Genomic DNA, 23,027 nt, shown 5'->3' with positions numbered 1-23,027 from the left:
CTTGTTTCTCCCTATGGACGGGAGAAGAACGCCGTCCGGCGACGCGCTGCCTGTCCATGGATGGGGGGTCGCCATCCCGGATGGAGCCGCCCCCCGCCCGCGCCCCACGACCCGAGGAACGCGCCCTTTGTGGGCGGGAGTGGGAGGGATATAGGAATATTTTCAGGATGTGTCAAGGCGGGCTGTGCGGGCGGTCGGATTTCCGTCTTTGACCCAAAGCGGACTAGAGGCGCTGAACGTTGGAAAGAAATTGGCTGACGTCCTTGCGGGAAAAGAGCCGTACCTTCTGGCCGAGGAAAGCCGCAAAAAGCCCTTCATGTCCCGCGAATGAACTCGACGTTTTTCGGTGTGAATAGTCTGTCGCCCAAGCCAGTAGAGCGGCGAAGGCCTCTTCGTCCCCGCCTCGGCGTGGACCACGTTGTTGTATATTGTCGATGCACTCACTGATGGGAATATCAAGCCAGATCAGCGTCGTTGCCCTTGAGACGGCTTCTTGTGCAAGCCAACCAAAAACACCTTCGATAATCCAGGTTTCTCTTGTGGCGGTTTGTCGGACCATGTTAACGGCGAGTTGCTTGTCGCGAGCGACGCCATAGCCGCCCGGCTCCCAGTGAATGGAGTCAAGGTCAATGGCTTGAACTCCGAGCATCTTGGCAAGTTGTTCTGACAGCCAGCTTTTGCCAGAGCCGCTGTTTCCCAGAACCAATGTTCGGGCGAAATCCGCTTTCTTGTGCATGCGACTTTCGGAATTTTGACTTGAAACACTGTCACATCAAATCTGGTCCCGATCAAGCGAAGGTCAGCTTTTGGCGCATCTCGGAAACTCAACTCGTTCCCGCTATCCCGCCGTCATTGCGAGGAGCGAAGCGACGAAGTCATCCAGGGTCGCGAGCGCATGCTGGCGAAACTTCGCGGCGCGGCTCTGGATTGCTTCGCTGCGCTCGCAATGACGCGCGGCCGGGCGAATTGGGCGTCGAAGTCGACGCTCGATGCGTCTGTGTCACGCGCGGCCCCTCACGTCACCTCATATTCCGCATCCACCTCCACGCCGAGCGCGGTGACGAGGCGGTTGGTCTCCGAGGCCATGCCGACGATGGCGAGCAGCTCGTGGAATTCGGCTTCGGTCATGCCTTTGGCGCGCGCGCTCGCCGTGTGGGAGTGGATGCAATAGGAGCAGCCATGCGCGATGGAGACGGCGATATAGAGCATCTCCTTCACCTTCGGGTCCAATACGCCCGGTCCCATCACCGCCTTTATGCTCTCCCATGTGCGCTTCAGCGTGACCGGATCATGCGCCAGAGCGCGCCAGAAATTATTCACGAAATCGCTTTTGCGCGTCGCGCGAATATCGTCGAAGACGGCGCGCGCCTCCGGCGAGAGCGCGTCGTCGGCGAGCAGAGTGACAGTGGCCATGCGTTGTCTCGCTTTCTCTCGTCGGATGTTTTGCGCGATTATAGCGCCCACGCGATCGTCGCGCATGCGCAGAGACTGGACAGGGAGACGCAAATGATCGGCAAATTCGCGCAGGCGAGGCGCGCCGCGCTCGTTCTGGCTTTTCTCGTGGCGGCCCCGCTCGCGGCGGCGCAGCAGGGGCGCGTCTGGACATTCTCCGTGGACGAGACGAAGCCGGGCCGCGCCTATCTGAATTATGGCCTGCCGGAGAGCGACGATTCCTTCGGCGGGTTTCATTGCGAGCGGCGGAGCGGCTTCGCGACGCTGTTCATCGCCGAGACGAGCGAGAGGCTGAAGGCCGGCGCGCGTGTGACGGCCCTATTGGCGGTCGGCGCGACGCAGGCGAAAGTCGCCGGCAAGCTGCTGCCGAATGAGGAGGCGGGCGTTCCGAGCTTCGAGGGGCGGCTCTCCGTGAGCGATCCGATCTTCGAGGCCATGGCCGCCGGCGAGACGCTGGTCGCGACGATCGCGCCGTCGAAGCAATCGGCGCCGTTGACAGGCGCGGCGGAAAAGCTGCGCAAATTCATCACCGCCTGCGCGAAGCCGTGAGGCCGGAGCGATTTGCCGCGTTTCGGGTCTTTTGATAGGACGGCGCATGACCGACGCGACGACTTCACCCATCACGCTCGAGGATTTTCCCGCCACGCGGCTCGTCGGTTTCTCTTGGGAGGGCTCCTTCGCCGAGGCTGCGACCGGCGTGATCGTCGCGCGCATGGAGGCGCTTCGCCTGCGCCTCGAGCTCGCGGAGGACGAACAGGTCTTCGGCCTCTCCTGGATCGACCGCGCCGACGGGTTCCGGCATTTTTGCGGCGTTCGGCGCGAGACGGCGCCGCCCGATCTCGCAGTCTTCGCAGCGCCGACGCTGCGCTGTCTCGTCATTTCGCATCCGGGTGGCGACGCCAGCGCCGCCTACACCCTTCTGATGAAGGAGCGCGACCGGCGCGGCTTTGCGGAATCGCGCGCCGTCGGCATGATCGATCAGCATCTCGGGCGGGACGGACGCATGCGCCTGTGGCTGCCGATTTGCGAAGCGTGAGGCCTGCTGCTCAGAAAATCCCCTCGATGCGGCGCAGCGCCGGCGTCGCGAAATCCACGAAGGCGCGCACCACGGGGCGCAGGAATTTCGTCGAAGGATAGACGAGGAAGAATTCGCTCGGCTCGATCTCATGGTCCGGGAGCACGCGGATCAGCGCGCCGCTGCGCAGCTCGTCGGCGACGAGCAGGAGTTGCGCGGTGGCGACGCCGCGTCCGGCGCGCAGCGCATCGACGAGGACTTGCGCGCTATTGGTCGTGAGCTTGGGCCGCACGGCGATGTCTCGCGCGGTCTCGCCTTTGCGCAGGCGCAGCGCGCCATTGCGCAGCGAGGCGTCGGTGACGAGGAGGTCGTGCGTCGCGAGATCGGCGATATCGCGCAGGGGAGCGGCGCGCGCGAGATAGGCGGGCGAGGCGACGAGAATGCGCCGGCTGAAACCGATGCGCTTTTGGATCAGCGACTGCTCGCTCGGCCGACCCATGCGCAGCGCGAGGTCGACATTCTCGAATATGAGATCGACCGCGCGATTTTCGAGCGAGAGAGTCACGGCGACGGCGGGATGCGAATCCTGAAACGCCATGACGATGCGATGCAAATGGCCTTCGCCGATGCAGCTCGGGCCGTGCAGGCGCAATTCGCCGGAGATCGCGGCGCCGTCGCCGCGCAGCGCTTCGAGCGCCGCGTCTATGGCCGCGAGCGGGCCGCCGGCCGCCTCATAGAGCGCGAGGCCCTGGGCGGTGGGGCGCAGCGCGCGCGGGCCGCGCTCGAGGAGGCGCGCGCCCGCATGCGCCTCGAGATTGCGCAGCAGCTTGCTGATGGCCGGCTGCGACACGCCGAGATCGGCGGCGGCCGCCGTCATCGAGCCGCGCTCGACGATGCGGACAAAAGCGCGGAGGGCGGCGGCGACGTCCATGCATAACCATCGGTTATGGTAATCGTGTCGCGCCTGTCGATAGACGCATGGCGGAGGATCGGCAACTCTCTTCGGTGACGATTTCAACCGGGAGAGAGACGATGACGATCGACAGGCGCGTATTTCTGGCCGCCGCCGGAGCCGCAGCGGCGCAGGGTTTTGCGCGCGCGCAGGAGTCGGGGGGGCGCTTGTCGGATGGGCTCTTGCCGGAGCGGCTCTTGTCGGAACGGCTCTTGCCGGAGGGGGCTCAGAGCCGGTTCTTCGAGGTCGATGGCCTGCGGCTGCATCATGTCGCGCTCGGCGCGGGGCCGCCGGTCGTGCTGCTCCACGGCTGGCCGCAGACATGGTTCGCCTGGCGCGCGACGATGGAGCGCCTGTCGCGCCGCTTCACCGTCATCGCGCCCGATCTGCGGGGGCTCGGATCGTCCGAGCGTTCGCCCTCCGGCTATGACAAGCGCAGCATCGCCGAAGATATCGCCGCGCTCATCGATCGCGTCGCGGGCGGACGCGCGCATGTGATCGGCCACGACATGGGCGGCAAGGCCGCCTATGTGCTCGCGCTGCTGCATCCCGCGAAAGTGGCCCGGCTCATTCTCGTCGACTGCCTCGTTCCGGGAACCGAGAATATGGATGCGCGGCGCGGCGGCGCCTGGCATTACGGATTTCACATGGCGCGCGAGATTCCCGAGCTGCTGACGCAGGGGCGGGAGAGGGACTATATCGCCGCGCAAATCCGCGCCTGGTCTTTTCGCAAAGATGCGGTGAGCGAGGCGGCGATCACGGAATTCGCGCGTCATTATGCGAGGCCCGGCGGCATGACGGCGGGCTTCGACTATTATCGCGCGCTTCCCGAGGATGCGCGTTTCGTGCAGCAGCTAGCGGATCGCAGGCTGGACATGCCGGCGCTGGCGATCGCCGGCCGCCATGGCGTCGGCGCGCGGCTCGCCGAGGCGCTACGCCCGCAGGCGAGCGCGCTCTCCTCGATCATCGTCGAAGAGAGCGGCCATTTCGTCGCCGACGAAGCGCCGGAGATTTTTTGGCGGGAAGTGGAGCGATTTCTCGCCGCGTGACGGCGTCACGCCCGCCGCACCACCAGCACCGCGTTGATGCCGCCGAAGGCGAAGGAATTCGACATGGCCGCGCGGATCGGCACGCGGCGCGCCTCATGCGGCACGGGGTCGATCGGGCATTTGGGGTCCGGCCCCTTGAAGTGGATCGTCGGCGGGGCGAGTTGGGCGCGCAGCGCGAAAATGGTGATGGCGAGCTCGAGCGCGCCGGAGGAGCCCAGCGCATGGCCGTGGATCGGCTTGGTGGAGGAGACCGGCAGACGCGCGCCGCGCTCGCCGAAGACGCGCAAAATCGCCTCCGACTCGGTGATGTCATTGGCGTGGGTGCCGGTGCCATGCGCGTTGAGATAGTCGATGTCGTCGGGCCCGAGCCCGGCGTCCTCGAGCGCCTGCCGCATGGCGGCGGAGGGCCCTTCGACATTGGGCCGCAGCGGATCGAAGGCGTCGCTCGTCGTGCCATAGCCGGCGAGCTCGCACAAAGGCTCGTGGCCCCGCGCGCGGGCCAGCTCGGCCGTCTCCAGCACGAAGATCGCGGCGCCCTCGCCGAGCACTATGCCGTTGCGTCCGGCCGAGAAGGGCCGGCAGCAATCGGGCGTCAGCACGCGCAGCGCCTCCCAGGAGCGCAGCGAGCCATTGATGACGGCCGCCTCCGCCCCGCCGACGATGGCGCGATCGGCCGCGCCGGAGCGGATCATCTGCAGGCCGACGCCGATCGCCTGGCTCGCGGAGGAGCAGGCGCTGGCGATGGTGAAGGTCGGCCCGTTGCAGGAATAGCGCATGCCGAGCATCGTCGGCGCGGCGCTGGGGATGAGACGCGGCACGGTCAGCGGATCGGCGCGCTCATGGGTCTGATATTCCTTATGGGCCTCGTCGTCGATCGTTTTGGCTCCGCCTATGCCGGAGCCGATGACGACGGCCGTTCGCGGCCCGCCGATGTCCTTGCGGCCGAAGCCCGCCTGCGCCATCGCCTCGTCGGCGGCGACGACCGCATATTGGGTGAAGGGGTCGCAATAGGGCAGAATCTCGGGCTCGAGATAGGCGAGGGGATCGAAATCGGGCGGTTGCGCGGCGATCTTGATGCGCCCGCCATAGGGGCGCGCGAGCTTCAGCGGGCGGACCTGGCAGCGGCCGTCGCGCGCCGCCTCCCAAAGAGGCTGCGCCCCGACGCCGGCGGCCGAGACGGCGCCCATGCCCGCGACCACGACACGTCTCGCATCTTGTTTCACCGCTGTCGCCAACCTCGACTTTCGCTCCGCTGCGGCGCTCTTGCGCCAATGGTCCGACTGGCCGGACGATAGTCCTTTTTGCCGTGAGGGTCGTGTCGCATGCAAGCGGGCGACCCCTCTTTTCCCCCAAAAGGCGCGCGGCGCGGCGCCGCAGAGGCCTGTAGGCCGCGGATTTGTCAGGGATTCTACTGACACCGGCCGCCCCGGGGCGCATCGGCTCGCGGTTTCTGGACCCGGCTTGACCTTCCCCTCCGGGCTCCCTATTCCCTCCTCAGCCAGTCGGCTGGATGGCCGCTGTCTTTCGGGGCAGAGGAAAGTCCGGGCTCCACGGAGACACGGCGCCGGATAATGTCCGGCGGGGGCGACCCCAGGGAAAGCGCCACAGAAAGCAAACCGCCGCGACCCTCGGGCCCGCGGTAAGGGTGAAAGGGTGCGGTAAGAGCGCACCGCTCGGGCGGCGACGTCCGAGGCATGGCAAGCCCCGCCGGGAGCAAGACCGAATAGGGGCGACTGGAAATAGCGATATTTCCCGGCCCGTCTCCGGGCCGTCGCCCGGGTTGGTCGCTAGAGGCGGCGCGCAAGCGTCGTCCCAGAGGAATGGCCATCGCGCGTGGAAGGGGCGACCCGACCGCGCCATACAGAACCCGGCTTATAGGCCGACTGGCGTCAATTCTCCTTACCGCTCCGCGAAGGGCGAGGCCGCCTCCATCAGCACGCGGACGAGACCGGCCTGGCTGCGCACGCCGGTCTTGTCGAAAATATTGGTGACATGGGTGCGTACGGTGCTGATGGCGACGCCCAAAATTTCGGCGGCCAGCGGCACGCCGCCGAGATCGACCACGGCGCGCAGCACGCGCGTCTCCTGCGGCGTCAGGCCGAAGCGCCGCGCCACCTCCGCCGCCGCCGCGGCGCCCGTGGGATCGAGCTTGCGCAGGAAGAGGATGAAAGCCGCCTCAGCGCCCGCCGCGACGGCGCTGCGGCGCTCGGCGTCCAGCGGCAGCACAGATGCGCCATGAACTCGCCGCCGGGGACGTCGATGGGAATGGCGACGCCCTGACCGCCGAGCTCGGACGGCTGAGCCGATCCGCCGAGCGCGCGGCGCAGGGCGCGATTGGCGTCATCCTCGGCGAGGTCGAGCCGGCCATTGACGTTTTTCGCCGGGCCGCCGGGCTCCAGCATGGCGAGGCCGGCGGCGTTGGCCTGCGCGACGCCGCCTTTTTGCGTCAGCAGGAAGACGCCGGAAGCGAGACTGTCCAGCACGGCGGAGAGGGATTCGGCGCGCGCCTCCGCCTCGCCCAGCACGCGGCCGATCAGAACGGCGCGGCGGATATGCGGATAGAGCAGAGCGAGAATCGCCATGGCCTCCTCGTCGAAGACGCCGCGCGTATCGTCGCGCACCAGGACGATGGTCGACAGCGTGCGCAGCGCCTTGTCGACGCAGAGCACGGCGCCGTCGACATAGCCCTGCGGCTCCATCCAGCCCTTGTAGAACTCCGTCTCGAGCAGCGCGCCATAATCGTCCCGGCTCGCGGAATTGCCCATCTCGCCGGCGCCCAGCCGGGCGACTTCGTCGGTGAAGGGATTTTGGATGTAATATTTCTCGAAATAGAGGCGCGTGAACTCTGGATCATAGCCGACATGCCAGTCCCAGGGCGGGGTGCGGTCGAGAATATCGTAGGAGATCAGCGCCACTGTGCGGGTCTCCAGCAGCGCCTTGATCGCCTCCAGCGCCTGCGGCCACGCCGAAGGCGTGAGGGCAGCGTCGTAGATCTTGCCCACGGCGGCGGAAAAAAGGGCGAGCTTCTCTATGTCCATCGCAATGTCCTCGTCGAAAAAGAATTCGTCGCAATAGGCGAGCGCGAACGCGGCCGCAGGGATAGTAGACCGAAATCGGCGCGGCGCGTAGAGCCCATGGCTAACGGCTTTCGTCGGACCGGCGCCCGCGTCAACGCTCTCTTAACCCTGACGACGCCTAATGATCGCAAGCGTCGCGCCGCCCGCGCCGTCTCCGTCGTCCGTGGTCTTTCATGATATGCGTTGTTGTTCAGAGCGATGACACGTCTTTCGGGAATAAGGCGGGCCGGCCGCGCGGGCGCGCTGGCGCGTCTTCGCGCCCGCACGGGCTCGGCAGGCGGGCGCGCCGACGCCAAATATCCGCTCTGGGGGGCGCGTCGGACAGACGCGGCCCGGCCGGGCGGCGCAATTTTCGGATCGGACGGAGAGGTGAGATGACGGCGAGCGGCGCTGAGCGGCATGTTCCCGTGCTGCTCGAGGAGGCGGTCGCCGCCCTCGCGCCGCAGGCGGGCGGCGTCTATCTCGACGCCACTTTCGGCGCGGGCGGCTACACGCGCGCGCTGCTCGCGCATGCGGACACGCGCGTGCTGGCGCTCGATCGCGATCCGACCGCCATCCGCAACGGCTATGCGCTGGTGGAGGCGGCGGGCGGGCGGCTGACGCTGGTGGAGGCGCGCTTCTCCGAGCTGGCGCAGGTCGCCGAGCGCATGGGGCTGGCGCCGCTCGATGGCGTCGTCGCCGATATAGGCGTCTCCTCCATGCAATTCGACGAGGCGGCGCGCGGCTTCTCCTTCCGCAACGACGGGCCGCTCGACATGCGCATGGAGGGGCGCGGAGTGAGCGCCGCCGACATTATCGCCGAGGCGGAGGAAGAGGCGCTCGCCGATATTTTGTATCACTACGGCGAGGAGCGCGCCTCGCGTCGCATCGCCCGCGCCATCGTCAAGGCGCGCGAGCAGGGCCGCATAGAGACGACGCGCGCGCTGGCGCAGATCATCGAGCGCGCGGCGCCGGGAAAGCCCGGCGACATTCACCCGGCGACGAAGAGCTTTCAGGCGCTACGCATCGCCGTCAATGACGAGCTCGGAGAATTGGTCGCCGCGCTCGCCGGCGCGGAGCGCGTGCTGAAGCCGGGCGGACGGCTCGCCGTCGTCACTTTTCATTCGCTCGAGGACCGCATCGTGAAACAGTTCCTGGCCGAGCGCTCGGGGCGCGGCGAGACGCGCTCGCGCCTCCTGCCGGGCGAGCCGGTTCCGCCGCCGCGGACTTTCACCAATGAAGGACGCCAGCCGGTGACGCCTTCGCAACGGGAGATCGCCACAAATCCGCGCGCGCGCTCCGCCAAGCTGCGTTTTGCGACGCGCAGCGAGGCGCCGGCGCGCGCGATCGACGAGACGCTCGCGCGCCTCGCCCGCCTGCCGGAACGCGTGAAAGGGAGACGCTGATGCTGCGCTTTCTCAATGTCGTCGCCATTCTCGCGCTGATCGGCTCGGGCTTCTACGCCTATTCGATCAAATATCAGACGATGCTGCGCGCCGAGCAGATCAACAAGATGAAGCGCGAGGCCAAGAGCGAGCGCGACGCCATCGCCGTGTTGCGCGCCGAATGGGCCTTCATGACGCGCCCCGAGCGCGTGCAGGAGCTCGCCGACAAATATCTCGATCTGAAGGCGGTCGCCGTCACGCAGATCGCGACGGCGCAATCGCTGCCCGAAAAGCCCGAGCGCATAGATTCGATCGGCCGCAAGCTGGATGCGCTCGGCCTCGGCGGCGCGGCGACGACGCCCGCCGCGATCGAGGCGCCGACGACGCCGAAAGGAAAGCCGCGATGACGACCGCCGACAAAGTGAAGCGCGCGAAGCCGGGCCTGCGCGGGCTGTTCGCCACCTCGCTCGGCAAGACCGGGAGGCGCATGCGCCTCGTCGCCGCCGGCTTCTGCTGCCTTTATGTCGGCATAGGCGCGCGGCTCGTCATCATCGGCTTCAAGCCCGATCCGACGACGATGCGTCGCGCCTCCGGCGAATCCATCGCGGCGTCGCGGCCGGATGTGCTCGACCGCAACGGTGAGATTTTGGCGACAGACGTGAAGACCATGTCGGTCTTCGCCGAGCCGCGCCGTCTCATCGACAAGGACGAGGCGACGGAGCTGCTCACCGCGGTGCTGCCCAATGTCGACGCGCGCGACTTGCGCGAGCGTCTCGCCTCGCGCAAGGGCTTCGTCTGGGTGAAGCGCGAGGTGACGCCCAAGCAGCGCGACGAGGTGTTTCATCTCGGCCTGCCGGGCGTCGGCCTCGTGCCGGAGAACAAGCGCGTCTATCCCAATGGCCCGGCCGCCGCGCATGTGCTCGGCTATGTGAATATCGACAATGCCGGCATCGCCGGCATAGAGAAATATATCGACGGGCAGGGTCTCGCCGATCTCCATGACGCGGGCTTCAGCCTCACGCCCGAGGAGTTGAAGCCGATCGCTCTGTCGCTCGACATAAAGGCGACGCACGCCGTGCGCGACGAGCTCGAGAAAGGCGTCGCCCATTACAAGGCCAAGGCCGGCGCCGCGGCGATCATGGACGTCAACACCGGCGAGGTGATCGCGCTCGCCTCGCTGCCGGATTATGATCCGAACAAGCCGCCGGACATGCGTGATCTGAGCTATATCAATCGCATGAATGTCGGCGTCTATGAGATGGGCTCCACCTTCAAGGCGCTGACCATCGCCATGGCGCTCGACTCCGGCAAGGTCAATCTCAACTCGCGTCTCGACGCGCGCGGCGCCTTGAGCTTCGGCCGTTTCCGCATCCATGATTATCACGCGCAAAACCGCGCGCTCACCGTGCCGGAAGTGTTCACCTATTCGTCGAACATCGGCACGGCGCGCATGGCCATGGGCCAGGGCGTCGAGCGCCACAAGGCCTTTTTGCGCAAGATGGGCCAGCTCACGCGCATGCGAACGGAGCTGCCCGAGAGCGCCGAGCCGATCGTGCCGAGGAGCTGGGGCGAGCTCAACACCATGACCATCGCCTTCGGCCACGGCCTCGCCGTCGCGCCGCTGCAGGCGATGATGGCCGTCTCCGCGCTGATGAACGGCGGCTATCTGATGGCGCCGACCTTTCTGAAGCGCAGCGAGGAGGAGGCCAAGAAGGACGCCGTGCAAGTGGTCAAGCCCGAGACGAGCGAGGCGATGCGCTATCTCATGCGGCTCAACGCCGAGATCGGCACGGCCAAGAAGGTCAATATCAACGGCTATTATGTGGGCGGCAAGACCGGCACGGCGGAGAAGGTGGTCGGCGGCCACTATTCCAAGACCCGCCTCTTCACCACTTTCATGGCGGTGGCGCCTTCCGACAAACCGAAGTATCTGTTCCTCACCATAATGGACGAGCCGCAGGGCCTGCCGGAGACCGGAGGCTACGCCACGGCCGCCTATAACTCGGGCCAGGTGACGGCGCAGATCATCGAGCGCGTCGGCCCGCTGCTCGGCCTGCCGCCGCGCTTCGACCCGCCGACGCAGCCCTTCCCGCTGCTCGCCCGGCTCGGCTACGGCATGGCCAATATTCCCGCCCATGGCGGGGGAGGGCATTGATGCGATTTTCCGACCTTCTCGGCGAAGCGCAAGCGGCGGGGCTCGGTGATCTAGAGATCGCCGGTGTCACGGCCGACAGCCGCGACGTGCGCGAAGGCTATGCTTTCTTCGCCGTGCCGGGCTTCGCCGGCGACGGTCTCGCTTACGCTTCTGACGCGAAGGCGCGCGGCGCGCGCGTCATCGTCGCGCCGCGCGCGGCGGAGGTCGAATTGCCGCTCGTCGTCGTCGCGGATGTGCGCGCCGCGCTCGCCCATGCGGCGGCGAAGCTTTTTGCGCGTCAGCCGGAGATCGTCGCGGCGGTGACGGGCACGAGCGGCAAGAGCTCGGTCGTCGATTTCCTACGCCAGATCTGGATCGCGCTCGGACGCGACGCCGCCTCGCTCGGCACGATCGGCGTAATCGACAAAAATGGCGCGCATTACGGCTCGCTGACGACGCCGGGGCCGGTGGCGCTGCATCAGACCTTGGACGCGCTCGCCGCGCGCGGCGTCACGCGGCTCGCCATCGAGGCCTCGTCTCTCGGCATAGACCAGCGTCGCCTCGACGGCGTGCGGCTCTCTGTCGGCGCCTTCACCAATTTCTCGCGCGATCATCTCGATCATCACCGCGATCTCGAGGAGTATTTCGCAGCCAAGATGCGCTTGTTCGACACTCTGCTCGCGCCGGGACAAACGGCGGTGATCGACGCCGACAGTTCCGTCGCCGCGCGCGTGATCGATATATGCGAGAAGCGTGGACTTACGATCTTCGGCGTCGGCGAGACGGGAAGCGCCATTTCGCTTCTCGCGGTGGAGGCGAATGCGCTCGGCTCGCAATTGCGCCTTCGCCACGCCGGCGAAGAATTCGACGTCGCTCTGCCGCTCGCCGGCGCTTTTCAGGTTTCCAATGCGCTGGTCGCCGCCGGCATGGCGATCTCCTGCGGCGAGCAGCCGGCGCAAGTCTTCACGGCGCTCGAAAAATTGCGCGGCGCGCCGGGGCGGCTCGAATTCGTCGGCGCGCGCCACGGTGCGCCGGTCTTCGTCGATTACGCCCATAAGCCCGACGCGCTGGACAAGGTGCTCGCCGCGCTGCGGCCGCTGGCGAAAGGGCGGCTCGTCGTCGTCTTCGGCGCCGGCGGTGATCGCGACAGAGGCAAGCGCCCGCTGATGGGCGAGATCGCGGCGCGCGCGGCGGATGTCGTCGTCGTGACCGACGACAATCCGCGCAGCGAGGAGCCGGCGACGATCCGCGCCGCCATTCTCGCGGCCGCGCGCGGCGCCGGGCGGGCGGAGATTCACGAGATCGGCGATCGCGCCGCGGCGATCCGCGAGGCGGTCTCCTGGCTGCGCGAGGGCGATGCGCTGGTCGTCGCCGGAAAGGGCCATGAAACGGGCCAGATCGTCGGCGATCAGATCCTGCCGTTCTCCGACCGGGCGGCGGTCGAGGCGGCCTTGCAGGGTGGGATCGAATGAAACAGCAAGCGCTATGGACGGGTCTGGGGCTGATCGGCGCGCTGCGCGCGCGCATCAGCGGCGGCCTGCCGCGCGACGTCACCGGCGTCTCCATCGACACGCGCACGCTGGCGCCGGGCGATCTCTTCTTCGCGATCAAGGGCGAGGCGCGCGACGGGCATGAGTTCGTGCGCCTGGCCTTCGAGCGCGGCGCCGCAGGCGCTGTCGTCGACGACGCCCATGCGAGCGCGTTTCGCGACCTTTCGCCGCTCTATGTCGTGCGCGACGTGCAGGAGTCGCTGGAGAGCCTCGGCGCCCGCGCGCGCGAGCGCTCCTCCGCCTATGTCGCCGCCATCACCGGCTCGGTCGGCAAGACCTCGACCAAGGATATGGCGAAGACCTTGTTCTCGCGCTTCGGCGAGACGCATGCTTCGGCCGCCTCCTACAATAATCAATGGGGCGTGCCGCTGTCGCTCGCGCGCATGCCGGCGTCGACGCGCTTCGGCCTCTTCGAGGTCGGCATGAATCACGCGGGCGAGATCGCTTCGCTGGCGCCCCTCGTCTCGCCGCATGTCGCCGTGGTGACGCGCGTCGCGCCGGTGCATCTCGAGCATTTCGATTCGCTCGAGGCCATCGCCGCCGCCAAGGCCGAGATTTTCTCAGGACTGGTCGAAGGCGGCGTCGCCATCATCAATCGCGACGACGACAGCTATGAGGCGCTGCTCGAAGGCGCCGCCGCCTCCAAGGCCGCGCATGTCTTCTCCTTCGGCCAGAGCGAGGGCGCGCAGGCGCGGCTCCTCTCTTATGACGCGGAGGAGCAGCTCGCAGAGGCGGAGATTTTCGGCCGCCGCCTGCGTTATCGCATCGGCGCGCCGGGGCGTCATTTCGCGGTGAATTCGCTCGCCGTGCTGACGATCGCCCATATCTTCGACATAGATCTCGAGCAGGCGGCCGCAACGCTCGCCGATTTCACCCCGCCCAAAGGGCGCGGTCGGCGCGAGAGCTTCTCGATCGGCGGCGGGAGTTTCACGCTCATCGACGAGAGCTATAACGCCAATCCCACTTCCATGCGCGCGGCCTTCGAGCTGCTCGGCGCGGAGAGGAGCGCGCGGCGGCGCGTCGCCGTGCTCGGCGACATGCTCGAGCTGGGGCCAAGCGCGGCGGAATTGCATGCGGGCCTCGCAGCGGACCTCGAGGCCGCGGGCGTCGATCTTCTCTTCACCGCCGGCCCGCTGATGGCGCGGCTGTTCTACGCCGCGCCGGAGCATATGCGCGGCGCGCATCGCGCCAACGCCGCCGAGCTCGAGGAAGCCGCGCTCTGGGCGATCGCGCCCGGCGACGCCGTCATGGTCAAGGGCTCGAATGGTTCGCGCATGTCGCGAATCGTCGAGGCGATACGAACGAAATTCTCGGCCGAAACCGAAGCGCCCCGGTAAAGGAAAAGACGAATGCTGACGCTGCTCGCGGACTACTCGCATCTGTTCGGTCCGCTGAATCTCTTCCGCTACATCACCTTCCGCGCCGCCGGAGCGGCCGCGACGGCGCTGTTCTTCGTCTTTTTCTTCGGCCCCTCGATCATCGACGCGCTGCGCTTGAAGCAGGGCAAGGGCCAGCCCATTCGCGAGGACGGTCCGGCTTCGCATCTGCTCACTAAAAAAGGCACGCCGACGATGGGCGGGCTCATGATCCTCTCGGGGCTTCTCGTCGCCACTCTGCTGTGGGCGAATTTGAAGAACTCCTATGTGTGGATCGTCATTCTCGTCACCGCCTCCTTCGGCGCGATCGGCTTCTATGACGATTATCTGAAAGTGACGAAGCAATCGCACAAGGGATTTTCCGGCCGCGCGCGCCTCGCGCTGGAGTTCGTCGTCGCCGGACTCGCCTGCTATGCGCTCACCACCGTCGGCGGCGAGAATATGTCGAAGGTCGCGTTGCCGCTGCTGAAGGGCTACGCCGTCTCGCTCGGCTGGCTGTTCATTCCCTTCGGCGCCTTCGTCATCGTGGCGGCGGGCAATTGCGTCAATCTCACCGACGGTCTCGACGGCCTCGCCATCGTGCCCTCGATGATCGCCGCGGGGGCCTTCGCCATCATCGCCTATCTCGTCGGCAATTCGATCTTCTCCGATTATCTCGGAATCAATCACGTCGCCGGCACGGGCGAGCTCACCATCGTCTGCGCGGCGCTCATCGGCTCCGGGCTCGGCTTTCTGTGGTTCAACGCGCCGCCGGCGCAGATATTCATGGGCGACACCGGCTCGCTCGCGCTCGGCGGCCTGCTCGGCGCCATCTCGGTCGCGATCAAGCAGGAGTTCGTGCTCGCCATCATCGGCGGCCTGTTCGTGCTCGAGGGCGCTTCCGTCATCGTGCAGGTGGCGAGCTTCAAGCTCACCGGCAAGCGCGTGTTTCGCATGGCGCCGATCCATCACCACTTCGAGCAGATGGGCTGGACCGAGCCGCAGATCGTCATCCGCTTCTGGATCATCGCCTTCGTGCTCGCCCTTCTCGGGCTCTCCTCGCTGAAGCTGAGGTGAGCGCATGACGCCGGCGACGACATTCTCGGAACGCAAGGTCGCGCTCTTCGGCCTCGGCGGCTCCGGCCTTTCGACGGCGCGCGCGCTGATCGCGGGCGGCGCGATCGTCGCCGCCTGGGACGATGGCGAGGCGGGCCGCGCCAAGGCGCGCGAGCAGGGGATCGACATCGTCGATCTTTCGACGGCGGATTGGCGCGAATTCTCCGCGCTCCTGCTCTCGCCCGGCGTGCCGCTCACCCATCCGCAGCCGCATTGGACGGTGGAGCGCGCGCGCGAAGCGGGCGTGGAGGTGATCGGCGACATAGAGCTCTTCTGCCGCGAGCGCGCGCGCCATGCGCCGGGCGCTCCCTTCATCGCCATCACCGGCACCAATGGCAAATCGACGACGACGGCGCTGATCGCCCATATTCTGCGCCGCGCCGGCAAGGATGTGCAGCTCGGCGGCAATATCGGCACGCCGATCCTCGATCTCGCGCCGCCCTCCGAGGGGCGCATTCACGTCATCGAATGCTCCTCCTTCCAGATCGATCTCACTCCCTCGCTCACGCCTTCGATCGGCATTCTCATCAATCTGACGCCGGACCATATCGATCGCCACGGCACGATGGAGAATTACGCGGCGGTGAAAGAGCGTCTCGTCGCGCGCGCCGATGTCGCGCTCGTCGGCGTCGACGACGTCTATTCCCATGCGATCGGCGCGCGGCTCATAGAGGCGCGTCGCGAGGGACAGCGCATCTATCCCGTCTCCGCCGCGCGCGCGCTCGATTGGGGCTTTTTCATCGAGGCGCGCAAGGCTCTCTATCGCGAGGCCGGCCATGGGCCGGAGGAGACCGAGACGCTCGGCGATCTCACGGGCGCGCGCACCTTGCGCGGCGCGCATAATGCGCAAAACGCAGCTTTCGCCGCCGCCGCGGCCTGGCATTGCGGACTCTCGGGCGAAGAGATCGCCGCGGGACTCGTCACCTATCCGGGGCTGCCGCATCGCATGGAGGAGGTGGGTCGGCGCGGTCGCGTCGTTTTCGTCAACGACTCCAAAGCGACCAACGCCGACGCGGCGGAGAAGGCGCTGCTCTCCTATGACGAGATTTTCTGGATCGCCGGCGGCAAGGCCAAGGAGGGCGGCATAGAACCTCTGCGCCCGCTGTTCTCACGCATCGCCAAGGCCTATCTCATCGGCGCGGCGGCGCAGGATTTCGCCCGCACGCTGGAGGGCGCCGTCGCCTATGAGCAATGCGGAACGCTCGACGTCGCCATCGCGCGCGCCGCCGAGGACGCCGCGCTGAGCGATGCGCGCGAGCCGGTCGTGCTGCTGTCGCCGGCCTGCGCCTCATACGATCAATTCGCCAATTTCGAAGCGCGTGGCGACGCCTTTCGCCTCCTCGCGCGCGAACTTCATGCACATGCGCCCATTGCCGGAGAAACCCCATGATCTCGCGCGCGGAGCGTTCCACTTTTTCCGATTGGGCCTGGACGATCGATCGCTGGCTCATCGCCGGCGTCGCTCTCTTGATCGTCTGCGGGCTCGTGTTCGCGATGGCCGGCAGTCCGCCCGTCGCCGAGCGCCTACATCTTTCCACTTTCTATTTCGTGCATCGGCAGGTGATGTATCTCGGGCCGGCGCTCATCGTGATGATCGGCGTTTCTTTCCTCTCGCCGCGCCATGTGCGGCGCGCGGCGATTTTGCTTTGGATCATCTCGCTGGCGCTCGTCGTCGGCACGCTCTTCTTCGGCCAGGAGGTGAAGGGCGCCAAACGCTGGATTTTCGGCATTCAGCCGTCCGAATTTTTGAAGCCGGGCTTTGTGATCATGGCCGCCTGGGCTTTCTCGGAAGGCGCCAAGCGCAAGGATGTGCCGGGCAATCTTCTCGCCATCGCGCTGCTGCCGGCCACGGTCGCGCCACTGGTGCTGCAGCCGGACATCGGCCAGACGATGCTGATCTCGCTCGTCTGGGCGGGGCTCTTGTTCATGGCGGGCATTCACTGGTTCTGGATCTTCGGCGTCGGCGGCGCGGGCGCCGTCGGAGCGGTCGCGGCTTACAAACTCCTGCCGCATGTGCATGCGCGCGTGACGCGCTTTCTCGATCCGCAAGCCGTGGGGCAGGGCGTCGCCGACACATTCCAGGCCGACACCGCGCTCTACAGTTTCATCAGCGGCTCCTGGTTCGGAAAAGGGCCGGGCGAGGGCACGCTGAAGCGCATTCTGCCGGACGCGCATACGGATACGATCTTCGCCGTCATCGGCGAGGAGTTCGGCCTCTTCGTCTGCATGGCGGTCGCCGCGATCTATGGCTTGATCGTGCTGCGCGGGCTCTATTCGGCCTCGCGCAATGACGACGCTTTCTGCGGCTTCGCGACGGCGGGACTGGTCATGCTGTTCGGTCTGCAGGCGGCCATCAATATGGCGGTCAATCTTCAGCTCATGCCGTCGAAGGGCATGACGCTTCCCTTCATCTCCTATGGCGGCTCCTCGCTCATCTCGCTGGCGCTCGGCTTCGGCTTTCTGCTCGCCGTCACGCGACGACGCCCGCATATAGAACCCGTCGTCGAAACGGCGCATGCGGGTCCGGCGCATATGGGGGCGCCGGCATGAGCCAGCGTCCCGTTCTGCTCGCCGCCGGCGGCACCGGCGGCCATCTCTTTCCCGCGCAGGCGCTGGCGCATGCGCTGCGCGCGCGTGGGCTCGAGGTGGAGCTCGTCACCGACGAACGCGCATTGCGGTATGGCGGCGAATTCCCCGCGCGCGCGATGCACACGATCGCTTCCGCGACGCCGCGCGGCGGCTCCGTCATCGACAAGGCGAAAGCGATCGCGACGCTCGGCGTCGGCGCCTTGCAGGCGCTGCTTCTTCTGCTGCGCATTCGGCCGCTCGTCGTCGTCGGCTTCGGCGGCTATCCGAGCGTGCCGCCGCTCTTCGCCGCCTCGCTCTTGCGCATTCCCACAGTGCTGCACGAAGCCAATGCGGTGATGGGCCGCGCCAATTCCTTTCTCGCCGGCCGCGTCGACATGGTCGCTTCGGGCTTTCCGCTCGCCGGGGTCACGGGCGCGCTCGCCGATAAGATCGTCGTCACCGGCAATCCGTTGCGCCCGGCCGCGCTCGCCGCCGCCGCGCAGCCCTATCCCGGTTTCGAGGACGGCAAGCTGCGTCTGCTCGTGACCGGCGGCTCGCAGGGCGCGCGGGTGATGGCGGATATCGTCCCGTCGGCGCTCGAATCTCTGCCGAAGGAATTGCGCGAGCGCATCGAGCTGACGCAGCAAGCGCGGGAGGAAGATCTCGCGCGCGTCGCCATGGCCTACGCACGCGCCGGAATCGTCGCGCAGATCGCGCCATTCTTCGCCGATCTTCCCGAGCGCATCGCGGGCGCGCATCTCGTCGTCGCGCGCGCCGGCGCTTCCACCGTCACCGAGCTGGCGGCGATCGGGCGGCCGAGCATTCTCGTGCCGCTGCCGCATGCGCTGGACCAGGATCAGGCGGCCAACGCCGACGTGCTGGCGAAATCCGGCGCGGCGGAAGTCGTGCGCCAAACGGATTTCACGCCGCAATGGCTCGCCGCGCGCATCGCCGAATTCGCCGCAAACCCGCAAGAATTGCAGCGACGCGCGCAGGCGGCCAAGAGCGTCGGCGTCGCGGACGCCGCCGAGCGGCTCGCCGATCTCGTGCTCGCCGTCGCGGAAAAGAAAGAACGCGCCGAGGCGGCGCAACGGAGCCCTTCATGAGAATGCCGCGCCGTCTCGGCCCCATTCATTTCGTCGGCATAGGCGGGATCGGCATGTCCGGCGTCGCCGAGATTCTTCTGGCGCAGGGCTACGACGTTCAGGGCACCGACGCCGCCGACGGCGCCAATCTGCAGCGGCTCGCAGAGAAGGGCGCGCGCGTTCATGTCGGCCATGACGCGAAATGGCTCGGCGAGGCCGCAGTCGTCGTCGTGTCGAGCGCGATCAAGCACGACAATCCCGAGCTGATGGAGGCGCGCGCGCGGCGTTTGCCCGTGGTGAAGCGCGCGGAAATGCTCGCCGAGCTGATGCGCGACAAGCGCTGCGTCGCTGTGGCCGGCACGCATGGCAAGACGACGACGACCTCGCTCGTCGCGACGCTGCTCGACGCCGGCGGCTTCGATCCGACGGTGGTCAATGGCGGAATCATCAACGCCTATGGAACCAATGCGCGGCCGGGCGCCGGCGAATGGATGGTGGTCGAGGCCGACGAGAGCGACGGCACTTTTCTAAAATTGCCGGCGGAAGTCGCCATCGTCACCAATGTCGATCCCGAGCATCTCGATCATTTCGGGGATTTCGACGGCGTGAAGCACGGCTTTCGCGCCTTCATCGACAATCTGCCTTTCTATGGTTTCGCGGCCGTTTGCGTCGATCATCCGACCGCGCGCGAGATCATCTCGCAAATCGAGGATCGGCGCGTCATTCCCTATGGCGAGAGCGAGGAGGCCGAGGCGCGGCTTCTCGATCTCGATCTTTCCGGCGGCGTCGGGCGCTTCTCCGTGTCGCTGCGCGATCGTGATACCGGCGCGGAGACGCGGCTCGACGATCTTACCTTGCCGGCGGCAGGGCGCCATAATGCGCTCAACGCCACGGCGGCCATTGCGGTGGCGCATCGGCTCGGCGCTTCAGTCGAGAAGATTCGCGAAGGGCTCGCGAGCTTCGCCGGCGTGAAACGGCGCTTCACCAAGACCGGCGAGTGGAGCGGCGTCTCGATCTTCGACGATTACGGCCATCATCCGGTGGAGATCGCCGCCGTGCTGCGGGCCGCGCGCGCGTCGACCAAGGGCAAGGTCATCGCAATCATGCAGCCGCATCGCTACACGCGGCTGCAATCCTTGTTCGATCAATTCGCGGCCTGTTTCGGCGACGCCGATGTCGCGCTGATCGCCGATGTCTATCCTGCGGGCGAGACGAAGATCGAAGGAGTCGACGGGCCGGCGCTGGCGCGCGCCGCGGCGGCGCAGGGACATGGGCGGGCGCTGTCCTTCGCCTCGCCGCGCGAGCTGCCGGAGCTCGTGCGTAAGATCGCGGCGCCGGGCGATTATGTGGTGTTTCTGGGCGCCGGCGACATCACCAAATGGGCCTATGCGCTGCCGGGGCAATTGGCGGAGCTGGCGCCATGACGCTCGCGCGATCTCTCACAATGCGCGCCCCTTCTCCCACTGGTGGGAGAAGGGGGCCCTCGCGTCAGCGAGGGGCGGACGAGGGGCCGCGGCCTTGCTCTCATCCGACCCCGCTTCGCGGGGCCACCTTCTCCCGCGAGGGGAGAAGGAATCGCGCCCGTAGAGTGTGGGAAGGAAGGGAAAGACGATGACCTTCCCCGATCTCACCGCGCAACTCGCCGCCCTCGCGCCCGATCTTCGAGGGCGTCTCTCGGCCAATGAGCCGCTCGCGCCCTTCACCTGGTTTCGCGTTGGCGGGCCGGCGCAAATTCTTTTTTCGCCGGCGGACGAAGCGGATCTCGCCTATTTCCTCGCGCGTCTGCCGAGCGAGATTCCGGTCATGGTCATCGGGCTCGGCTCCAATCTCATCGTGCGCGACGGCGGCGCGCCGGGCGTCGTGGTGCGGCTTACCGCCAAGGGCTTCGGCGCGATCACCGTGGAGCCGGGCGAGCGCATTCGCGTCGGAGCGGCCGTACCCGATGTGAAGCTCGCGCGCGCGGCCGCCGACGCCGGCATAGACGGGCTCGCCTTCTATCGCGGCATTCCGGGCGGCGTGGGCGGCGCGCTGCGCATGAACGCCGGCGCCCATGGCGGCGAGACCAAGGACGCGCTGATCGAGGCGCGCGGCGTCGATCGCTCGGGAACGGCGCGCGTCTTCTCGAACGCCGATCTCGGCTTCTCTTATCGCCACAGCGAGGCGCCGGAAGATGTGATTTTCACGCAGGCGCTGTATCAGGGCCGCAAGGGCGATCCGGCGACGATCCTCGCCGAGATGGAGCGCATCACCGCGGCGCGCGAAGCCTCGCAGCCGATCCGCGAGAAGACCGGCGGCTCCACTTTCGCCAATCCGCCGGGCCATAAGGCTTGGGAGTTGATCGACGCGGCCGGCTGCCGCGGGCTGACGATCGGCGACGCGCAAGTGAGCGAGATGCATTGCAACTTCCTCGTCAATCGCGGCCATGCGACGGCGGCCGATGTCGAGGCGCTGGGCGAAGAGGTGCGGCGGCGCGTCGAAGCGAAAAGCGGCATTCTCCTGCGCTGGGAGATCAAGCGGATCGGTGTTCCATGAGCGTGATCGAGCGCAGCGCCGTCGTCGCATGCGAGGAGCCGGAGCCGCTCTTGCGCGCGCTGTCGAGTTCGTGGCTCTGCGCGGCGCTCGTCCTCGTCGCGATCGTGCAGCAAATCGTCGGTCATATCGACTGCGACGTCTCCTGGTTCCTGACCTTCGCGGAGAAAGTGCTGGACGGTCGCGCGGCCTATGTCGAGGTGAGCGATCCCAATCCGCCGGCGGCCTTTCTCTCGCTCATGCCCGCCGTGCTGCTCGCCCGTGCGTCGCATCTCCCGCCGGAGGCGGTTCTCGCCGCGCTGGTCTTCGCCTTTGCGGCGGGCTCGATCGGCTTTTCCTTCTATCTGCTGCGGCGTGGCGCGGCGCGCAGCCGGCGGACTTGGATGCTGCTGCTCGATGCGGCGATCTTTCTGCTGCTGGTCGCGCCGGAGATCGTCTTCGCCGAGCGCGAGCATATCGCGCTGCTCGCCGTGCTGCCGCTGCTCGCGGCGCTGGCGGTGGAGGACCAGCGCGCGCCGCCGCCGCGATGGGCGCGCATCCTCGCGGGACTCGGCGGCGGCGTCGCCGTGGCGTTGAAGCCGCATTTCGTTCTCGCCATCGCGCTGCCGGCGCTGGCGATCGCCTGGCGCGAGCGCTCCTTGCGCATTCTGTGGCGCGAGGAGCTCGTCTCGGCGGCGCTGGCGGCCGTCGGCCTCACGGGCGCGACGCTCATCGCCTTTCCCGCCTATCCGACGCAGGCTCTGCCGCTGGCGCTCGAGGTCTATGCGCGGGCGCGCGATGATCTCGGCCATTTTCTCGCCCATACGCTGGCGCTGGTCTATGTCGCGCTGCTGGCGGGTTTTCTCGTCGCGGCGCGCGGCGTCCCGCTCGGCCGCGCGACTCTCGTCGCGCTGTTTTCCTCGCTCGGCTTTTTCGCCGCCTTTCTCCTGCAGGGGAAGGGCTGGATGAACCATGCTTTTCCGGCGCTCGCGCTGCTGCTGTTCGCCTGGACCTTTCTGGCGCTGCGCGACCGCATGGCGCGCGTCGCCCCGCCGACGGGGACGAAGCTGGCGCTGATGAAATTCCTGTTCCTGCCCGGCCTGCTCGCCGCGCCCGCCTATTTCGGCGTCGTCGAGCAGCTGACCGACCACGAGGAGCACCCCGGCCTGCTGGACGCGGTCGCTTTCGTCGCGCCGCCGCATCCGCGCGTGGCGACGATCGCGAGCCAGCTCGACTACGGCCATCCTCTGGTTCGGCAGCTCGACGGCGAATGGGTCGGACGGCAGAATGCGCTGTGGACGACGGCCGCGGTCGGGCGGCTGCTGACCTCCGCCGACCCGCGGGAGCGCGAGCGGCTGGAGGCGCGGCGCAGCGCCGATCTCGCCGGGCTCGCGGCGGATATTCGCGAGGGGCGGCCGGACATTGTCGTCGTCGAGGATCGGGCGACGCGGGAATGGGTGCTGCGGCGGCCGGAGATGGCCGGGGCGCTGGACGCCTACAGGCTCGCGAAACAGGCGGGGGATATCGAAATCTGGCGGCGGGCGGAGTGAGAGGGAGGCGGACATGCGAGAGCCGAAGCGGTCGGCCTATTCGAGGCTCGGCGTAGATAGTCGTGTCACTCTTCCTCGCGCCGTCCGTGAACATCTCGGCTTGCGGGCGGGAGACTCTCTGCGTTTCGTGATCGACGCCGCTGGCGTTTCGATCGCGCGCGTGGCGCTGCGGCCGGATGCAAGTTTCGCGACCTTCACGGAGTGGACGAGCGAGCAGGACGACGAGGCTTATTCCGACCTCTGAGGCAATAG

22 protein-coding genes and 1 other RNA gene are annotated in these 23,027 nt (G+C 67.3%); 17 read left to right on the top strand and 6 right to left on the bottom strand.

Annotation, left to right across the window (positions count from 1 at the left end):
* Positions 1–223: 223 nt before the first annotated feature.
* A complete protein-coding gene (locus tag IY145_RS22185; RefSeq protein ID WP_196410178.1) occupies positions 224–736 on the bottom strand; it encodes a hypothetical protein in 513 nt (170 codons plus the stop codon).
* A 278-nt stretch (positions 737–1,014) separates the two neighbouring features.
* Positions 1,015–1,413, bottom strand: a complete 399-nt coding sequence (locus tag IY145_RS22180) for a carboxymuconolactone decarboxylase family protein (protein ID WP_196410177.1) — start codon at positions 1,411–1,413, stop codon at positions 1,015–1,017.
* Between the two features lie 93 nt (positions 1,414–1,506).
* On the opposite strand from IY145_RS22180, the gene IY145_RS22175 reads away from it, so the two are divergent.
* Positions 1,507–2,001 (top strand): hypothetical protein, encoded by a 495-nt coding sequence (locus IY145_RS22175; protein WP_210332716.1) that lies wholly within the window; start codon positions 1,507–1,509, stop codon positions 1,999–2,001.
* Positions 2,002–2,047: 46 nt separating this feature from the next.
* Positions 2,048–2,488 (top strand): GyrI-like domain-containing protein, encoded by a 441-nt coding sequence (locus IY145_RS22170; RefSeq protein WP_196410176.1) that lies wholly within the window; start codon positions 2,048–2,050, stop codon positions 2,486–2,488.
* A gap of 10 nt (positions 2,489–2,498) precedes the next feature.
* On the opposite strand, the gene IY145_RS22165 is transcribed toward IY145_RS22170, so the two are convergent.
* Positions 2,499–3,398 (bottom strand): LysR family transcriptional regulator, encoded by a 900-nt coding sequence (locus IY145_RS22165; RefSeq protein WP_196410175.1) that lies wholly within the window; start codon positions 3,396–3,398, stop codon positions 2,499–2,501.
* A 101-nt stretch (positions 3,399–3,499) separates the two neighbouring features.
* On the opposite strand from IY145_RS22165, the gene IY145_RS22160 reads away from it, so the two are divergent.
* A complete protein-coding gene (locus IY145_RS22160; RefSeq protein ID WP_196410174.1) occupies positions 3,500–4,468 on the top strand; it encodes an alpha/beta fold hydrolase in 969 nt (322 codons plus the stop codon).
* 5 nt (positions 4,469–4,473) lie between these two features.
* Here IY145_RS22160 and IY145_RS22155 read toward each other — a convergent pair whose 3' ends face one another.
* Entirely contained in the window at positions 4,474–5,667 is a 1,194-nt protein-coding gene (locus tag IY145_RS22155; RefSeq protein ID WP_210332715.1) for a beta-ketoacyl synthase, read from the bottom strand.
* Between the two features lie 299 nt (positions 5,668–5,966).
* Between IY145_RS22155 and rnpB the strand changes: the two genes are divergently transcribed.
* Positions 5,967–6,359: RNase P RNA component class A (rnpB, locus tag IY145_RS22150), an RNA gene on the top strand.
* Between the two features lie 8 nt (positions 6,360–6,367).
* On the opposite strand, the gene IY145_RS22145 is transcribed toward rnpB, so the two are convergent.
* The gene (locus tag IY145_RS22145; RefSeq protein WP_196410172.1) at positions 6,368–6,583 is read right to left on the bottom strand and encodes a response regulator transcription factor; all 216 of its coding nucleotides are present in this window, start codon (positions 6,581–6,583) and stop codon (positions 6,368–6,370) included.
* Positions 6,562–7,506 carry a hypothetical protein gene (locus tag IY145_RS22140; protein WP_196410171.1) on the bottom strand — a complete coding sequence of 315 codons (945 nt, stop codon included), beginning with the start codon at positions 7,504–7,506 and terminating at the stop codon, positions 6,562–6,564. Before IY145_RS22140 ends, IY145_RS22145 begins: the two co-directional genes overlap by 22 nt.
* 413 nt (positions 7,507–7,919) lie before the next feature.
* Between IY145_RS22140 and rsmH the strand changes: the two genes are divergently transcribed.
* From rsmH to IY145_RS22075, 13 genes are all read left to right on the top strand, one after another.
* Positions 7,920–8,930 (top strand): 16S rRNA (cytosine(1402)-N(4))-methyltransferase RsmH, encoded by a 1,011-nt coding sequence (gene rsmH, locus IY145_RS22135; protein ID WP_196410170.1) that lies wholly within the window; start codon positions 7,920–7,922, stop codon positions 8,928–8,930.
* Positions 8,930–9,316 carry a hypothetical protein gene (locus tag IY145_RS22130; RefSeq protein WP_196410169.1) on the top strand — a complete coding sequence of 129 codons (387 nt, stop codon included), beginning with the start codon at positions 8,930–8,932 and terminating at the stop codon, positions 9,314–9,316. Before rsmH ends, IY145_RS22130 begins: the two co-directional genes overlap by 1 nt.
* Complete coding sequence (locus IY145_RS22125) at positions 9,313–11,064, top strand: penicillin-binding protein 2 (RefSeq protein ID WP_196410168.1); 1,752 nt, start codon at positions 9,313–9,315, stop codon at positions 11,062–11,064. The genes IY145_RS22130 and IY145_RS22125 overlap by 4 nt, the downstream gene beginning before the upstream one ends.
* Entirely contained in the window at positions 11,064–12,515 is a 1,452-nt protein-coding gene (locus tag IY145_RS22120; RefSeq protein WP_196410167.1) for a UDP-N-acetylmuramoyl-L-alanyl-D-glutamate--2,6-diaminopimelate ligase, read from the top strand. The genes IY145_RS22125 and IY145_RS22120 overlap by 1 nt, the downstream gene beginning before the upstream one ends.
* Entirely contained in the window at positions 12,512–13,930 is a 1,419-nt protein-coding gene (locus tag IY145_RS22115) for a UDP-N-acetylmuramoylalanyl-D-glutamyl-2,6-diaminopimelate--D-alanyl-D-alanine ligase (protein ID WP_196410166.1), read from the top strand. Before IY145_RS22120 ends, IY145_RS22115 begins: the two co-directional genes overlap by 4 nt.
* 12 nt (positions 13,931–13,942) lie before the next feature.
* Positions 13,943–15,025: a phospho-N-acetylmuramoyl-pentapeptide-transferase gene (gene mraY / locus IY145_RS22110; RefSeq protein WP_196410165.1), complete on the top strand. Its 1,083-nt coding sequence runs from the start codon at positions 13,943–13,945 to the stop codon at positions 15,023–15,025.
* 4 nt (positions 15,026–15,029) lie between these two features.
* On the top strand, positions 15,030–16,454 hold the full coding sequence (murD, locus tag IY145_RS22105; protein WP_196410164.1) for a UDP-N-acetylmuramoyl-L-alanine--D-glutamate ligase: 1,425 nt from the start codon (positions 15,030–15,032) through the stop codon (positions 16,452–16,454).
* Complete coding sequence (locus tag IY145_RS22100; protein WP_196410163.1) at positions 16,451–17,614, top strand: FtsW/RodA/SpoVE family cell cycle protein; 1,164 nt, start codon at positions 16,451–16,453, stop codon at positions 17,612–17,614. Before murD ends, IY145_RS22100 begins: the two co-directional genes overlap by 4 nt.
* A complete protein-coding gene (gene murG / locus IY145_RS22095) occupies positions 17,611–18,738 on the top strand; it encodes an undecaprenyldiphospho-muramoylpentapeptide beta-N-acetylglucosaminyltransferase (protein ID WP_196410162.1) in 1,128 nt (375 codons plus the stop codon). The genes IY145_RS22100 and murG overlap by 4 nt, the downstream gene beginning before the upstream one ends.
* Positions 18,735–20,141 carry a UDP-N-acetylmuramate--L-alanine ligase gene (gene murC, locus IY145_RS22090; RefSeq protein ID WP_196410161.1) on the top strand — a complete coding sequence of 469 codons (1,407 nt, stop codon included), beginning with the start codon at positions 18,735–18,737 and terminating at the stop codon, positions 20,139–20,141. The genes murG and murC overlap by 4 nt, the downstream gene beginning before the upstream one ends.
* A gap of 187 nt (positions 20,142–20,328) precedes the next feature.
* Complete coding sequence (gene murB, locus IY145_RS22085) at positions 20,329–21,249, top strand: UDP-N-acetylmuramate dehydrogenase (RefSeq protein WP_196410160.1); 921 nt, start codon at positions 20,329–20,331, stop codon at positions 21,247–21,249.
* Positions 21,246–22,775 (top strand): hypothetical protein, encoded by a 1,530-nt coding sequence (locus tag IY145_RS22080; protein WP_196410159.1) that lies wholly within the window; start codon positions 21,246–21,248, stop codon positions 22,773–22,775. Before murB ends, IY145_RS22080 begins: the two co-directional genes overlap by 4 nt.
* A 13-nt stretch (positions 22,776–22,788) precedes the next feature.
* Positions 22,789–23,019, top strand: a complete 231-nt coding sequence (locus IY145_RS22075; RefSeq protein WP_196410158.1) for an AbrB/MazE/SpoVT family DNA-binding domain-containing protein — start codon at positions 22,789–22,791, stop codon at positions 23,017–23,019.
* Positions 23,020–23,027: the final 8 nt, after the last annotated feature.

It is taken from the genome of Methylosinus sp. H3A, assembly GCF_015709455.1.
GTDB lineage: Bacteria > Pseudomonadota > Alphaproteobacteria > Rhizobiales > Beijerinckiaceae > Methylosinus.
Note: the sequence above shows the minus strand (reverse complement) of the source record. Positions and strands in the feature narration are given on the sequence as shown.

Excerpts from the sequence above, each read along its gene's own strand:
- IY145_RS22185 (WP_196410178.1), bottom strand. The coding sequence starts at position 736 with ATGCACAAGAAAGCGGATTTCGCCCGAACATTGGTTCTGGGAAACAGC.
- IY145_RS22180 (WP_196410177.1), bottom strand. The coding sequence starts at position 1,413 with ATGGCCACTGTCACTCTGCTCGCCGACGACGCGCTCTCGCCGGAGGCG.
- IY145_RS22175 (WP_210332716.1), top strand. The coding sequence starts at position 1,507 with ATGATCGGCAAATTCGCGCAGGCGAGGCGCGCCGCGCTCGTTCTGGCT.
- IY145_RS22170 (WP_196410176.1), top strand. The coding sequence starts at position 2,048 with ATGACCGACGCGACGACTTCACCCATCACGCTCGAGGATTTTCCCGCC.
- IY145_RS22165 (WP_196410175.1), bottom strand. The coding sequence starts at position 3,398 with ATGGACGTCGCCGCCGCCCTCCGCGCTTTTGTCCGCATCGTCGAGCGC.
- IY145_RS22160 (WP_196410174.1), top strand. The coding sequence starts at position 3,500 with ATGACGATCGACAGGCGCGTATTTCTGGCCGCCGCCGGAGCCGCAGCG.
- IY145_RS22140 (WP_196410171.1), bottom strand. The coding sequence starts at position 7,506 with ATGGACATAGAGAAGCTCGCCCTTTTTTCCGCCGCCGTGGGCAAGATC.
- rsmH (WP_196410170.1), top strand. The coding sequence starts at position 7,920 with ATGACGGCGAGCGGCGCTGAGCGGCATGTTCCCGTGCTGCTCGAGGAG.
- IY145_RS22130 (WP_196410169.1), top strand. The coding sequence starts at position 8,930 with ATGCTGCGCTTTCTCAATGTCGTCGCCATTCTCGCGCTGATCGGCTCG.
- IY145_RS22125 (WP_196410168.1), top strand. The coding sequence starts at position 9,313 with ATGACGACCGCCGACAAAGTGAAGCGCGCGAAGCCGGGCCTGCGCGGG.
- IY145_RS22120 (WP_196410167.1), top strand. The coding sequence starts at position 11,064 with ATGCGATTTTCCGACCTTCTCGGCGAAGCGCAAGCGGCGGGGCTCGGT.
- IY145_RS22115 (WP_196410166.1), top strand. The coding sequence starts at position 12,512 with ATGAAACAGCAAGCGCTATGGACGGGTCTGGGGCTGATCGGCGCGCTG.
- mraY (WP_196410165.1), top strand. The coding sequence starts at position 13,943 with ATGCTGACGCTGCTCGCGGACTACTCGCATCTGTTCGGTCCGCTGAAT.
- murD (WP_196410164.1), top strand. The coding sequence starts at position 15,030 with ATGACGCCGGCGACGACATTCTCGGAACGCAAGGTCGCGCTCTTCGGC.
- IY145_RS22100 (WP_196410163.1), top strand. The coding sequence starts at position 16,451 with ATGATCTCGCGCGCGGAGCGTTCCACTTTTTCCGATTGGGCCTGGACG.
- murG (WP_196410162.1), top strand. The coding sequence starts at position 17,611 with ATGAGCCAGCGTCCCGTTCTGCTCGCCGCCGGCGGCACCGGCGGCCAT.
- murC (WP_196410161.1), top strand. The coding sequence starts at position 18,735 with ATGAGAATGCCGCGCCGTCTCGGCCCCATTCATTTCGTCGGCATAGGC.
- murB (WP_196410160.1), top strand. The coding sequence starts at position 20,329 with ATGACCTTCCCCGATCTCACCGCGCAACTCGCCGCCCTCGCGCCCGAT.
- IY145_RS22080 (WP_196410159.1), top strand. The coding sequence starts at position 21,246 with ATGAGCGTGATCGAGCGCAGCGCCGTCGTCGCATGCGAGGAGCCGGAG.
- IY145_RS22075 (WP_196410158.1), top strand. The coding sequence starts at position 22,789 with ATGCGAGAGCCGAAGCGGTCGGCCTATTCGAGGCTCGGCGTAGATAGT.